Source organism: Agrobacterium sp. MA01, assembly GCF_009650195.1.
Classification (GTDB): Bacteria; Pseudomonadota; Alphaproteobacteria; order Rhizobiales; family Rhizobiaceae; genus Allorhizobium.
Genome location: NZ_CP045854.1, coordinates 3208208 through 3220552 on the forward strand (window position 1 = coordinate 3208208; position 12345 = coordinate 3220552).

Below are 12345 nucleotides of genomic sequence, written 5' to 3' on the forward strand. Positions count from 1 at the left end.
TCACGGACCTGTTATCAGCGGCGTGATCGCAAGAAAAATTCATTGTTTCTGTAAATTCGTTCTATAAAATAGAATAATGTCCGAACTGAACTATCATCACCTCCGCTATTTCCGCGCCGTCGCCCATGACGGCAACCTGACCCGCACGGCCGAGCGGCTGAACCTGTCGCAATCAGCGCTCTCGACCCAGATCAAGCAGCTGGAGGAGCGGTTGGGCCATTCTCTCTTCGAGCGTCGTGGTCGACAGCTCTATCTCACGGAAGCGGGACGCATCGCGCTCGATCATGCCGACACGATCTTTTCAGCCGGCGAAGAACTTGTGGAAACCTTGAAGGAGACAGGAAGGACACGCCGCGCCATCCGCATCGGCGCGCTCGCCACCCTGTCGCGCAACTTCCAGATGGAGTTCCTGCGCCCGATCCTCGGACGCTCCGACGTCGACATGATCTTGCGCTCGGGCAGCACCAGCGAGCTTCTCGGCGCGCTCGAAACGTTGAACCTTGACATCGTCCTGCTCAACCAGGCGCCGATGGCCGATTCCGTAACTCCCTTCATCGCCCAACATGTCTATCAGCAGCGGGTCAGCCTGATCGGCAAACCGTCCTATGGCAAACCGGGCGCGAAGCTCGCCGACCTGCTGGCCGAGCACCCCGTCATCCTGCCGACGCTCGAAAGCGGCGTGCGCTCGCAATTCGAAGCCCTCGTCGCACGCCTCGGCATCACGCCGCAGATTGCGGCTGAGGTGGATGACATGGCGATGATGCGTCTTCTGGCGCGAGAAGGGGCGGGCCTTGCCGTTCTCCCGCCGATTGTCGTCAAGGGCGAGCTCGAAGCCGGAACGCTGGTGGAGTTCGACGCCCTGCCCGGCATGATCGAATCCTTCTTTGCCGTCACCGTGAAGCGGCGTTTTCCGAACCCGCTCATCCGGCCGCTGCTCGAAGCGAGCGAGGACGGCAAAACCGCTGGCGCCTGAACAACGTAAAGCTCAAGCGCATCAAGCATTTGAGAAGGGGACCGCGTGAAGACATCCATCGCCATCATCGGAGCCGGCATTGCCGGCATCACGCTCGGCCGCAATCTCTCCGCTCACGCCGACATCACCGTGTTTGAAAAGAGCCGGGGCCTTGGCGGCCGGATGGCAAACCGCCGCCGCGAAGGGTTTTCCTTCGACCATGGCGCCCAGTATTTTACCGCCCGCTCGCCGTCTTTCAAGGCGGCTGCGGAACAAGCCGTGGAGGCGGGTCATGCCGGCATCTGGCCACAGGCAGTTCATACGCTGAAAGCAGAAGGCCTTGTGACAGACAGCCGCCCTCCCGAGCCGCGCTATATTGGCCTCCCCGCCATGAGCGGTTTTGCCAACGGATTGGCCGCGGAGCTTGAGATCCGCAAGGAAGCGACCGTTGCGCGCCTTGCTGCCTCCGGGGATGGCTGGGTCCTGAGCGACAACGAGGACAAAGATCTTGGCCGTTTCGATCTTGTCATCTCAACCGCCCCCGCTCCCCAGACCATCCGGCTGATGCCGGAGGCTTTTTCCGCCCATGCCGCCCTGAAGACCGTGGAGATGAGCGGCTGCTTCACCCTGATGATCGGCCTCGACGTGCCGCTGGACCTCGGCTTCGACGCCGCGCGCATCGAAGATCCCGTACTCAGCTGGATTGCCGTCGAGGCAAGCAAGCCGGGCCGATCCGAGAAGACCGCGCTCACCATCCACAGCCGAAACGATTGGGCCGAGGCCAACCTCGAGCGCGACCGCGGCGAGGTACAGGCCGAGATGCTCCAGTCCCTCAAGCGGCTTCTCGGCCGAGACCTGTCGACAGCCACGTGGATCGACCTGCACCGCTGGCGCTACGCGAATGTCGAGAAACCGGCTGGCCAGCCTTTCCTCTTTGATCCAACCCTCGGCCTTGGCGCCTGTGGCGACTGGTGCCTCGGCAACCGCGTCGAGGCGGCGGCCGAAAGTGCAAGAGCCCTGTCAGAAATGCTGATCGCCCGTCTGCAAGGAGCCTGACCGATGTACCGCGACACCGCGCTCACCAAACTTCTGACTTATGCCGGCGCCCTCCCCTTCTGGGCGCTCGGGCTGGCCCAGGTGCTGGGCTTCCAACCGGCCCTCGCGGCTCAGGCCTTTGTCGCCTACGGCACGGGTATCGCCTGCTTTATGGCCGGAACGCTCTGGAGCCAGGCACAGATAAAGGCAGAGAAACCACAGTTGATGCTCGTCGTCAGCAATGTCGCGGCCCTTGCAGCCATCGGCGCGCTACTGCTCCACGCCTATGTCCCGGCTCTGACGATGGCGCTGCATATGGCCGTGTTTCTCGCGCTCCTTGCCTGCGATCTTTCCATACACCGCAAAGGCGACCAACCCGATTGGTATCTGGCGCTTCGGCGCAATGTCACGCTTCTGGTGATTGCCGCATATGCTGTGGTGATGATCCTGACATGAGATTTTTTTGTATCATGCTGTAAGATCTCTCGAGAAGCCGCGACAAACGGGAGCGTGCGGTTTGGCGCTCGAGATCTTGGCAGCGCGGACGAAGTCCGGGGGATCATGATGGGGAATATGGGTAATGAGGAAGTGATCGGCGGATACGGTGCTGCGGCCCCCTTTCTCGCCGATGCTGTTTACATGGCGGAACTGCGCCAGCGCATGCTGAAATTTGCGAGCCTTCAGCTTGCCGATCCCGGCCTCGCCGAAGATGCGGTACAGGAGGCGCTGGCGGGTGCGCTGCGCAACGCCAAGGCCTTTGCCGGACGCTCCGCCTTCCGCACCTGGGTCTTTGCCATCCTGCGCAACAAGATCGCCGACCAGATCCGCTTCAAGCGCAAGCAATCGCAGATGATCGCGATGCCGCTCGGGCATTTCCCCGATGAAGACGAACCACGCTATTTCGACGTCAAGGGCCACTGGGTGCCGGAAAACAGGCCGAGCGATTGGGGCAATCCGGAGGTAGAATTGCTGGGCAAGGATTTCTGGCGAGTCTTCGAGGCCTGCCTCGATCACTTGCCCCCCGACCAGGGCCGCGTCTTCATGATGCGCGAGTTCGTCGAGATGGAGACACCAGAAATCTGTGCCGAGATCGGCATCACCACCACCAACATGCATGTCCTGATGCATCGCGCCAGGCTGCGTCTGCGCAATTGCCTCGAAGGGCACTGGTTTGCACCGGAGGAGAGCCTGTCATGATGTGCGAAAATGCCACGAAACTCGCCTCGGATGAACTCGATCGACGCCTGTCGATTGGCGAGACCTTGCGGCTGCGGCTGCATCTCTTCGGCTGTGACGCCTGCTCGGGCTTTGTCCGGCAGATCGGGATGATGCGCAAGGCGACCCGCCGCTATGTCGCGACCGACGCCTCTGATCCGGATGAACGCTGATCAGCGATCGCCAAGGTCTTCGATCGACTGAAGGACATCCGTTGCGAGTCGTGTCGCAGCGCCCGTCGTGATCGCCATCTGTGGCAGTATCATCCATTCAAGTGTCCAGGCAGCTCCCGACCGCTCCTGCTCATGCACCATCGCCTGATGCAGTCCGGAGATCTGCACGGCGTTGAACCGGGCAAGCGTGACGAGGACTTCGGCTTTGACCGGATTGCGCTTGTGCGGCATGGCGGAAGAAGCTCCGCCGCCGCCGATCACAGCCGTGCCGTTATCCGCCATCAGCGCCAGATCCTGGCCGATCTTGCCGAAGCTGCCGCTGATCTGAGACAAAAGACCGCCGATTTCGGCGATGATGCCGCGCTGGCTGTGCCATTGCGGGCGGTCAGCGAGCGAGAGCCGATCGGCAAGCCGGGCGCGCACGGCAAGCGTCTTGTCGCCGAGCTTTTCGAGCGTGCCGGCAGCCCCGCCGAGTTGCAGAGGCAAACCCGATTTCAGCATATCCTGAACAGCGGCCTTCTGGGCGACGACCGGCAACTTCCAGCTCGACAGACGATCCGAAACCGTGATCGGGATCGCCGCCTGCATGCGCGTGCGCCCCATCAACGGCTTGGCACCCAAACGCGTATCCAGAGCATCGAGCGCCGAGATTATAGCCACAAGACGCTGATCGAGGATCGACAGCACCTTTGTCAGCCGCAGCATCAGCGCTGTATCGATTGCATCCTGGCTGGTGGCACCGAAATGCAGATATTTGCCGTGTTCGCCGAGAGCGGCACGCCATTGCCGCACGAGATCGGGAATGATCACCCCATCGCGACCGATCGACTGTTTCAGGGCATCAAGATCAGCGAGGAACGCCTCCGGCAGAGCCGCAATTGCGTGTGAAGCCTCGGCAGGGATAAGACCCTCTGCAGCCTCCGCCTCGGCAAGTGCCACCTCGAAACCGAGCATGGCTGAAAGCTCGGCTGAAGCCGTAAACTGGGCGCCGATCTCCTCATCGCCCAACAGGCCTGATAGTATCGGATGGTCGAAGACGGATACGGTCATGCTGATCTCAAGGCCCTTCTCAGATGTCGAAGAAGACCGTCTCCTTCTCACCCTGCAGGTGGATGTCGAAGTGATAGGTCGAACCGTCACGCTGCGCAATCAGCGTCGGCACGCGCACGCGGTGCTCGATGCGCGCGAGGATCGGATCCTCAGCATTGGCCGCCTCTTCGTCGCCGAAATAAAGGCGCGTGTTGAGGCCGAGATTGATGCCGCGCGCGACGATCCAGAAGGAGATATGCGGCGCCATCAGGCGACCATCCCGGAATGGCACGCGGCCCGGCTTGATCGTCTCGAACCGGTATTCACCCGTCGTGAGATCGCAAGGGCAGCGTCCCCAACCGGTGAAGTTCGGATCGGCGCTGCCACGCGTCTCGGACGGGCTGTTGTAAAGACCGTCGGCATCCGCCTGCCAGATTTCGATGAGCGCATCCCTGAGCGGCGTACCGGAGCCATCGATGACACGACCGGTCAAGGTGATGCGCTCGCCGCGCGTCTTGTCATTGACCATGCTTGTGCCGAGGTCGACAACATAGACGCCCTTGATGTCCGCAAAGTTCGGCGTGAGGCCGATGTGGACGTAAGGGCCCGCCGTCTGCGAAGCGCTTTCCTTGAGGTAGCCGAGATCCTGGACCATCAGTTCCCCTCCATCCGGTTTTCGAACAGGGTGGAACGCCGTCCACGCAAGACGATGTCGAACTTGTAAGCCCGCGCATCCATCGGGATGGTCGCCGACCAGTCGAGGGCAGCGACGAGCTGCTCGATCGCCTCGCGATCCGGGATCGTCAGCACGATCGGACACTTCCAGATCATCGGATCACCCTCGAAATACATCTGGGTAATCAGGCGCTGCGAGAAGCCATGGCCGAAGATCGAGAAATGGATATGCGCCGGCCGCCAGTCGTTGACCCCGTTCGGCCAGGGGTAAGGACCGGGCTTGATGGTGCGGAAGGCATAGTAGCCGTTCTCGTCGGTGATGGTGCGCCCGCAGCCGCCGAAATTCGGATCGAGCGCCGCAAGATAGCTTTCCTTCTTGTGGCGATAGCGACCGCCGGCATTGGCCTGCCAGAATTCGACAAGGGCGCCGGGTACGGGGCGTCCGCGCTCGTCGAGCACGCGCCCATGCACGATGATGCGCTCGCCGATCGCGCTCTCGCCTGATTTGGCGAAGTTGTGGATCAGGTCGTTGTCGAGTTCGCCCAGAATGGAGTGGCCGAAGACCGGACCGGTGATTTCGGACTTGGTGCCATCAAGCGACAGCAGCGCCTTTTGCGGCGAGCGCAGGACGGAGGTCTTGTAGGTCGGGGTATAGGCCGGCGGATGCAGGTTGCGGTCGCGCGCAAAGAAGGCGCCCGTTTCCGGCTTCTTGTTCGAAAGATCAGTCATGGCTCCCTCCCCCGGTCTCGCCGGCATCCAGCTTATCAAACACGTGCTTGGCGATCTTGAAAGCCCTGTTGGCGGCGGGAACGCCGGCATAGACCGCGACATGCATCAGCGCTTCCGTGATATCCTCACGGCTCGCCCCGGTATTGGCGGTGGCGCGCACATGCATGGCGACTTCCTCGTCGTGGCCAAGGGCTGCTAGCAGTGCGATGGTGATCATCGAGCGTTCGCGCGGGCTGATGCCGGGCCGCGACCAGACGGTGCCCCAGGCCCCCTCCGTGATCATCTCCTGGAACGGCTGATCAAACGGCGTGGCCGACGCCGAGGCGCGATCGACATGGGCATCACCCAGCACACGGCGGCGGGTCGCCATACCCTGCCGATAGCGATCTGAAGGACTGCGGGCATCAGCCATGGGCTGCCTCTCCTGAAATAACGGGCGCGAGAAAGGCCTCGATGATGGTGGTGAGCATTTCCGGTTGCTCGATACAGGGGATGTGTCCGGCGTCCTTGATGATTTCATAGCGCGCGCCGGGGACGAGCTTGGCAAGCGACAGCACGAGATCGGGTGGTGTCGCCCCATCCTGGTCGCCGACGACACAGAGCGTCGGGACAGCGATCTGACCGACAACTTCGGTATAATCGGCATCGCGGATCGCAGCACATGTGCCCATGTAGCCGTCGACCGGCTGGCGGAGCATCATGTTGCGATAGCCAGGGAAGGCCGGGTCACTGCTGCGGAAGGCCGGCGTAAACCAGCGCTCCATCACACCATCCACGATGCCCTCAAGACCATCCTCCTCGATGGCTGCGATGCGGGCAGCCCACATCTCCGCCGTCCCTATCTTGTGGGCTGTGTCGCAGAGGATAAGTGCCCTCACCAGATCAGGCCGGCGGGCATAGAGGCCTTGCGCAATCAGACCGCCCACGGAAAGCCCGCAGATGACGGCATTGCTGACCTTCAAATGCTCCAGCAAACCGATCAGGTCATCGACATGGTCTTCGATCGAGTACGGGGCCTGCCCGACATCCGAAAGCCCATGCCCGCGCTTGTCATAGGTCAGCAGCGGATAGCTACCGGCAAGCCGGACGATTACGTCGCGCCAGATGCGGAAATCGGTTCCGAGCGAATTGATGAAGACGATGACCGGCTTGTTGCCCGGCCCACCAATGATCTGGTGATGCAGGCTGACGCCGTTGACCTGAACGAACTGCACGGGTTCCTCCTCCGTTGACACCATATTGCTCACGCGATTTGGTTAGGTAAAATGATGTTTTCCACGAAACACCTAACCATAGGGTTATGTTTTGCCATGATCGATAACCGGATCAAGTTTCGCCATCTGCAGACCTTCGTGGAGGTTTCGCGCCAGAAGAGCGTGATGAAGGCGGCGGAACTCCTGCATGTCAGCCAGCCTGCGGTGACCAAGACCATCCGGGAACTTGAGGAAGTGCTGGGCGTCGCGGTGTTCGAAAAGGACGGACGCGGCATCCGCATCACCCGCTATGGCGAAGCCTTCCTCAAGCACGCAGGTGCAGCACTCACCGCGCTCCGCCAGGGTTTCGATTCCGTCTCCCATGCCCTGCATGCCGACGCCCCGCCGATCCGGATCGGAGCCCTGCCGACGGTCTCCACCCGCATCATGCCGCAGGCCATGACCTTGTTCCTCAAGGAGGACGTGCCCGCCCGCATCAAGATCGTCACCGGCGAAAACGCCGTTTTGCTCGAACAGTTGCGGGTCGGCGATCTCGACCTCGTCGTCGGCCGTCTCGCGGCACCGGAGCAGATGACCGGCTTCTCCTTCGAGCATCTTTATTCCGAGCAGGTGATCTTCTGCGTCCGCGCTGGTCATCCGCTCCTCTTGGCCGGCTCCGACCTGTTCGGCGAGCTTGAGCGTTATCCCGTGCTGATGCCGACCCGGGCGTCGATCATCCGCCCCTTCGTCGAGCGCTTCCTGATCGCAAACGGCATCTCCGGCATACCCACGCAGATCGAAACGGTGTCCGACAGCTTCGGCCGCGCCTTCGTGCGCCAGACGGATGCCGTTTGGATCATCTCCGCTGGCGTCGTGGCAACGGACCTCGCCGACGGCACACTGGCGGCCCTGCCGATCGACACCAGCGAAACGAAGGGACCGGTCGGTCTGACGGTTCGGGCAGATGCCGTGCCCTCCATGCCGCTGGCGCTTCTGATGCGCACGATCCGCGAGGCAGCAACGGAAGCGGCAAAAGCCTGACGCTCAGGGCAGCAGCGGCTTGAGCCTTGCCTGCATCTCCAGCATCGCCTCCAGGCAATGGGCGGCCAGATCGGCGGCGGGCAGAATTGCAGCCGGCGCGCCGACATTGATGGCAGCCACCACACGGCCCCGGTCGTTGCTGACAGGAACGGCAATCGAACAGAGACCGATCTCCAATTCCTGGTCGATCACTGCATATCCCTGCTGCCGCACCTTGGCGATTTCCTCTTTCAGCAAACGAGGATCGGTCAACGTCCGGGGCGTATGCGCCTTCATCTGCGAAGCGGCGAGGATGGCATCGACCTCGGCATCCGAAAGCGCGGCCAGCAGCACCCGCCCCATCGAGGCGCTGTAGGCCGGCAGCCGCGATCCCGGCATCAGGTTGATCGACATGACCCGCTTTTGTGCAGCACGGGCGATATAGACGATCTCGGTATTGTCGAGGATCGAGGCCGAGGCGCTATGCCCGACCCACTCCGACAACTGGTCGAGATGCGGCTGCAGCAAAACTGGCAGCGGCGTCGCCGAAAGCCAGGCATGACCGATCCGGAGGATCTTCGGCGTCAGCGAGAAGAACTTGCCGTCATAGTCAGCATAGCCGAGCTCCGAGAGCGTCAGCAGGCAACGCCGTGCCGTCGCCCTGTCGAGGCCGCTGGTTTCGGCTGCCTCGGTGATGCTGAGCCGCTGGCGCTCCGGCCCGAAAGCTTCCAGCACCTTCAAGCCTTTGGCAAAACCACCCATCAGATCGCGCTCAACGATCGCCATAGCCCACCACCCATATTCGTGCGATTATCGAACAAATATCAAATATCGCACAAAATGCTTGCTGTCGAGGTTTTCACGATCATATTTGGTGACAGGAGAAAGCGGCCAGACCGCGCTCGAGGAAACGGGAGTTCCCATGGACAAGAGAATTGCTAGCCTGGCGGATGCCGTGGCCGAGATCGGCGATGGCGCAACCGTCATGATCGGAGGCTTCGGCGGCTCCGGCGCACCGATCGAGCTCATTCACGCGCTGATCGACAAGGGGCCGAAGAACCTGACGGTCATCAACAACAATGCCGGCAACGGTCGCATCGGCATTGCCGCGATGATCGATGCCGGCATGGTCAAGAAAATGATCTGCTCCTTCCCGCGCTCCTCCGACCCGCGCGCCTTCACAGACCGCTACCTCGCCGGTGAGATCGAGCTGGAACTCGTTCCGCAGGGCACGCTTGCCGAGCGCATCCGCGCCGGCGGCGCGGGCATCCCAGCCTTCTACACCCCGACCGGCTTCGGCACGGAACTGGCAAACGGCAAGGTGATCGCTGAGTTCGATGGCCGCAAATACGTGCAGGAGCGCTGGCTGAAGGCCGACTTCGCCATCGTCAAGGCGCATCTCGGCGACACGCATGGCAACCTGACCTACCGGATGGCCGGCCGCAACTTCAATCCCCTGATGTGCATGGCCGCCGCCAAGACCATCGCCCAGGTCTCGAAGATCGTCGCCCCCGGCGAGATCGAACCCGAGCAGGTGATCACCCCCGGCATCTTTGTCGATGGCGTCGTTGAAGTCGCCAACCCGCAACAGGAAGAAGCGCTGATCCGCGCCGGAGTGGTTTACGCATGAGCGACGCAGCTGCAATCGACACCCGCGAAGACATCAAGCTCTCCAACGCCCAGATTGCCTGGCGCGCGGCCCAGGACATCGCTGACGGCGCCTATGTGAACCTCGGCATCGGCTTTCCGGAAATGGTCGCCAAGTTCCAGCCGGAAGGCCGCGAAGCGATCTTCCACACCGAGAACGGCGTCTTGAACTTCGGCGAGGCCCCGCCCGCTGGCGAAGAAGACTGGGACCTGATCAATGCCGGCAAGAAGGCGGTCACGCTGAAGCCGGGCGCTGCGTTCTTCCACCATGCAGACAGCTTCGCCATGGTCCGCGGCGGCCATCTCGACGTCGCAATTCTCGGGGCCTATCAGGTTGCCGAAAATGGCGACCTCGCCAACTGGCGCGTCGGCTCCAAGGGCGTTCCCGCCGTTGGAGGCGCCATGGATCTGGTGCATGGCGCAAAACAAGTCGTCGTCATCACCGAACACGTGACCAAAGATGGCAAGCCGAAGCTCGTCGAGCGCTGCACCTTCCCGCTGACCGGCGTTGGCTGCATCACCCGCGTCTATACGAGCCATGCCGTGATCGACATCGTCGACGGCAAGTTCGTGGTGCGCGAAAAGCTTGGCCCCATGACCATGGACGAGCTTCAGGCCATGACCGGCGCCAAGCTGCATACCGACGGTCCGGTTGCCGACCTCGTCGTGCCCGCGCTGTAAGGAGTACAAGCCATGACCGAAGCCTTTATCTGCGACTATATCCGCACGCCCATCGGCCGTTTCGGCGGTTCGCTCTCCTCCGTCCGCGCTGATGATCTCGGCGCCGTACCACTGAAGGCGATGATGGAGCGCCATTCAGGCATCGACTGGCAAGCCGTCGAGGACGTGATCTACGGCTGCGCCAACCAGGCCGGCGAAGACAACCGCAATGTTGCCCGCATGTCGGCCCTGCTGGCGGGTCTCCCCGTCTCCGTCACCGGCACCACGATCAACCGCCTCTGCGGCTCTGGCATGGATGCCGTGATCACCGCCGCGCGTGCAATCAAGGCTGGGGAAGCCGAGCTGATGATTGCAGGCGGCGTCGAAAGCATGAGCCGCGCGCCCTTCGTCATGCCCAAGGCGGAAACCGCCTTCTCCCGCAATGCCGAGATTTACGACACCACCATCGGCTGGCGCTTCGTGAATCCACTGATGAAGAAGCAATACGGCGTCGATTCCATGCCTGAGACCGGCGACAACGTGGCGATCGACTTCAAGGTCTCGCGCGAAGACCAGGATGCCTTCGCCGTTCGCAGCCAGGCCAAGGCGGCGGAAGCGCAAGCCAATGGCCGACTGGCGAAGGAAATCGTGGCCGTCACCGTGCCGCAGCGCAAGGGCGATCCCGTGATCGTCGACCGTGACGAACATCCGCGCGCGACCTCGGTCGAGGCGCTCGCCAAGCTGAAGCCGGTCAACAAGATGGAAGGTGCCACCGTCACCGCCGGCAATGCGTCGGGCGTCAATGACGGGGCCGCCGCCCTGATCATCGCCTCGGAAGCCGCCGTGAAGAAATACGGCCTCAACCCCATCGCCCGCATCCTGGGTGGAGCGACGGCAGGCGTCCCGCCGCGCATCATGGGCTTCGGCCCGGCCCCAGCCTCGAAGAAGCTGCTCGCCCGCCTCGGTCTGACGCAGCAGCAGATTGATGTCATCGAGCTGAACGAAGCCTTTGCAAGCCAAGGCATCGCCACGCTCCGCGATCTCGGCATCGCCGACGACGACCCGCGCGTCAACCGCAATGGCGGCGCCATCGCACTTGGCCATCCGCTCGGCATGTCGGGCGCCCGCATTGCCGGAACGGCAGCTTTGGAACTTAAGGAAACAGGCGGGCGCTATGCGCTCTCCACCATGTGCATCGGCGTCGGCCAGGGCATCGCGATCGCCCTGGAACGGGTCTGATAGAGAATTGAAGGCGCCCCATGTGGGCGCCTTTTCATTTCAAGGGTTGAGGAAGGCCAGGATCAGCTGATGCACAGCACCTCCCGGTGACATCTCGACCTGGTCGTATTCGCTATGGCGCGCCACATGCGCATCCGATATCGGCTTCAGCTGGGCCTGCAGCGCCGCGCGGACCTTCTTGCAGCCCGGATCGTTTTCATCGCGCAAGCCGATGGACACATCCTGGATCGCTTGCGTGAGGTCCTTCATGAACTGCCCATGCAGTTTCTCGTGCGCGACGATGCCGTCGTAAAAGGCCTGCCACTTTGCCGCCACGTCGGGAGAAAGCTTCTGAGCGGGCTTCGGCAGCGTGTAGGTGATAACAAGCCTCGGCTTGGCAGACGCCAGAACGCAAGCCTGCCCCTGCTGTTGATAATCCCGCTGCCAGGTGAGCTTGAAGGTCGTATGGGCAATTACGCGACCAAGGCTCAGTTTCGGGCCGCGCTCGCCGATCGACTGGTAGAGCGCCATCGGCGATGCACCATTGACGTTATAGTGATCGACCTTTTCCGTCGCCTGCCACTCCTGAGCGGCGGCCGGCATCGCTGCACTGAGAACCACGAAAAGGCCAACAAACGCATGAAGTCTTGCTGTCACGATCAAAAAAGCTCCCTGGATCAGCAATCCTGATATCTGCGGCACATGGGAACTGCAACGAGCATCTGGCCTGAAGCGCGCCGCATCGCCGGAATTTGATAATCAGCAATTTCCGTAATTTTAACGGAATCTCATATAGGTT

The 12345-nt window shown here is 62.0% G+C and carries 16 protein-coding genes; 9 read left to right on the forward strand and 7 right to left on the reverse strand.

Features of this window, described 5'->3' with window-relative positions:
- The first annotated feature begins 76 nt into the window (after nt 1-76).
- From GH983_RS15495 to GH983_RS15515, 5 genes are all read left to right on the forward strand, one after another.
- On the forward strand, nt 77-973 hold the full coding sequence (locus GH983_RS15495) for a LysR family transcriptional regulator (RefSeq protein ID WP_054147880.1): 897 nt from the start codon (nt 77-79) through the stop codon (nt 971-973).
- Nucleotides 974-1018: 45 nt separating this feature from the next.
- Nucleotides 1019-2008: an NAD(P)/FAD-dependent oxidoreductase gene (locus tag GH983_RS15500; RefSeq protein WP_153762858.1), complete on the forward strand. Its 990-nt coding sequence runs from the start codon at nt 1019-1021 to the stop codon at nt 2006-2008.
- Between the two features lie 3 nt (nt 2009-2011).
- The gene (locus GH983_RS15505; RefSeq protein WP_153762859.1) at nt 2012-2443 is read left to right on the forward strand and encodes a DUF3429 domain-containing protein; all 432 of its coding nucleotides are present in this window, start codon (nt 2012-2014) and stop codon (nt 2441-2443) included.
- A gap of 117 nt (nt 2444-2560) precedes the next feature.
- Nucleotides 2561-3184, forward strand: a complete 624-nt coding sequence (locus tag GH983_RS15510) for a sigma-70 family RNA polymerase sigma factor (RefSeq protein WP_171901594.1) — start codon at nt 2561-2563, stop codon at nt 3182-3184.
- A complete protein-coding gene (locus GH983_RS15515) occupies nt 3181-3375 on the forward strand; it encodes a zf-HC2 domain-containing protein (RefSeq protein ID WP_069043282.1) in 195 nt (64 codons plus the stop codon). The genes GH983_RS15510 and GH983_RS15515 overlap by 4 nt, the downstream gene beginning before the upstream one ends.
- Here GH983_RS15515 and GH983_RS15520 read toward each other — a convergent pair whose 3' ends face one another.
- The 5 genes from GH983_RS15520 to pcaD are packed head-to-tail and all read right to left on the reverse strand — an operon-like array spanning nt 3376 to nt 7022.
- The gene (locus GH983_RS15520; protein ID WP_153762860.1) at nt 3376-4425 is read right to left on the reverse strand and encodes a 3-carboxy-cis,cis-muconate cycloisomerase; all 1050 of its coding nucleotides are present in this window, start codon (nt 4423-4425) and stop codon (nt 3376-3378) included.
- Between the two features lie 19 nt (nt 4426-4444).
- Complete coding sequence (pcaG, locus tag GH983_RS15525; protein ID WP_153762861.1) at nt 4445-5059, reverse strand: protocatechuate 3,4-dioxygenase subunit alpha; 615 nt, start codon at nt 5057-5059, stop codon at nt 4445-4447.
- Nucleotides 5059-5808, reverse strand: a complete 750-nt coding sequence (gene pcaH, locus GH983_RS15530) for a protocatechuate 3,4-dioxygenase subunit beta (RefSeq protein ID WP_153762862.1) — start codon at nt 5806-5808, stop codon at nt 5059-5061. Before pcaH ends, pcaG begins: the two co-directional genes overlap by 1 nt.
- Nucleotides 5801-6220, reverse strand: a complete 420-nt coding sequence (gene pcaC / locus GH983_RS15535) for a 4-carboxymuconolactone decarboxylase (RefSeq protein WP_054147873.1) — start codon at nt 6218-6220, stop codon at nt 5801-5803. The genes pcaH and pcaC overlap by 8 nt, the downstream gene beginning before the upstream one ends.
- Nucleotides 6213-7022 carry a 3-oxoadipate enol-lactonase gene (gene pcaD / locus GH983_RS15540; RefSeq protein WP_153762863.1) on the reverse strand — a complete coding sequence of 270 codons (810 nt, stop codon included), beginning with the start codon at nt 7020-7022 and terminating at the stop codon, nt 6213-6215. The genes pcaC and pcaD overlap by 8 nt, the downstream gene beginning before the upstream one ends.
- Nucleotides 7023-7118: 96 nt before the next feature.
- On the opposite strand from pcaD, the gene pcaQ reads away from it, so the two are divergent.
- Complete coding sequence (gene pcaQ, locus GH983_RS15545; RefSeq protein ID WP_054147872.1) at nt 7119-8042, forward strand: pca operon transcription factor PcaQ; 924 nt, start codon at nt 7119-7121, stop codon at nt 8040-8042.
- Nucleotides 8043-8045: 3 nt separating this feature from the next.
- Here pcaQ and GH983_RS15550 read toward each other — a convergent pair whose 3' ends face one another.
- Complete coding sequence (locus GH983_RS15550; protein WP_153763624.1) at nt 8046-8801, reverse strand: IclR family transcriptional regulator; 756 nt, start codon at nt 8799-8801, stop codon at nt 8046-8048.
- Between the two features lie 142 nt (nt 8802-8943).
- Between GH983_RS15550 and GH983_RS15555 the strand changes: the two genes are divergently transcribed.
- From GH983_RS15555 to pcaF, 3 genes are read left to right on the forward strand one after another with little or no spacing between them, the layout of a single operon-like run.
- Nucleotides 8944-9651, forward strand: coding sequence for a 3-oxoacid CoA-transferase subunit A (locus tag GH983_RS15555; protein WP_153762864.1), 708 nt, complete (start codon nt 8944-8946; stop codon nt 9649-9651).
- Nucleotides 9648-10349, forward strand: a complete 702-nt coding sequence (locus GH983_RS15560) for a 3-oxoacid CoA-transferase subunit B (protein ID WP_153762865.1) — start codon at nt 9648-9650, stop codon at nt 10347-10349. Before GH983_RS15555 ends, GH983_RS15560 begins: the two co-directional genes overlap by 4 nt.
- Before the next feature lie 12 nt (nt 10350-10361).
- Nucleotides 10362-11567 carry a 3-oxoadipyl-CoA thiolase gene (gene pcaF / locus GH983_RS15565; protein ID WP_153762866.1) on the forward strand — a complete coding sequence of 402 codons (1206 nt, stop codon included), beginning with the start codon at nt 10362-10364 and terminating at the stop codon, nt 11565-11567.
- Between the two features lie 39 nt (nt 11568-11606).
- Here pcaF and GH983_RS15570 read toward each other — a convergent pair whose 3' ends face one another.
- Nucleotides 11607-12203, reverse strand: a complete 597-nt coding sequence (locus GH983_RS15570) for a DUF922 domain-containing Zn-dependent protease (protein ID WP_371418357.1) — start codon at nt 12201-12203, stop codon at nt 11607-11609.
- Nucleotides 12204-12345: the final 142 nt, after the last annotated feature.

Coding starts and splice junctions, on each gene's coding strand:
- pcaC (WP_054147873.1), bottom strand. CDS start 6,220: ATGGCTGATGCCCGCAGTCCTTCAGATCGCTATCGGCAGGGTATGGCG.
- pcaG (WP_153762861.1), bottom strand. CDS start 5,059: ATGGTCCAGGATCTCGGCTACCTCAAGGAAAGCGCTTCGCAGACGGCG.
- pcaF (WP_153762866.1), top strand. CDS start 10,362: ATGACCGAAGCCTTTATCTGCGACTATATCCGCACGCCCATCGGCCGT.
- GH983_RS15515 (WP_069043282.1), top strand. CDS start 3,181: ATGATGTGCGAAAATGCCACGAAACTCGCCTCGGATGAACTCGATCGA.
- pcaH (WP_153762862.1), bottom strand. CDS start 5,808: ATGACTGATCTTTCGAACAAGAAGCCGGAAACGGGCGCCTTCTTTGCG.
- pcaQ (WP_054147872.1), top strand. CDS start 7,119: ATGATCGATAACCGGATCAAGTTTCGCCATCTGCAGACCTTCGTGGAG.
- GH983_RS15555 (WP_153762864.1), top strand. CDS start 8,944: ATGGACAAGAGAATTGCTAGCCTGGCGGATGCCGTGGCCGAGATCGGC.
- GH983_RS15505 (WP_153762859.1), top strand. CDS start 2,012: ATGTACCGCGACACCGCGCTCACCAAACTTCTGACTTATGCCGGCGCC.
- GH983_RS15520 (WP_153762860.1), bottom strand. CDS start 4,425: ATGACCGTATCCGTCTTCGACCATCCGATACTATCAGGCCTGTTGGGC.
- GH983_RS15560 (WP_153762865.1), top strand. CDS start 9,648: ATGAGCGACGCAGCTGCAATCGACACCCGCGAAGACATCAAGCTCTCC.
- GH983_RS15495 (WP_054147880.1), top strand. CDS start 77: ATGTCCGAACTGAACTATCATCACCTCCGCTATTTCCGCGCCGTCGCC.
- GH983_RS15510 (WP_171901594.1), top strand. CDS start 2,561: ATGGGTAATGAGGAAGTGATCGGCGGATACGGTGCTGCGGCCCCCTTT.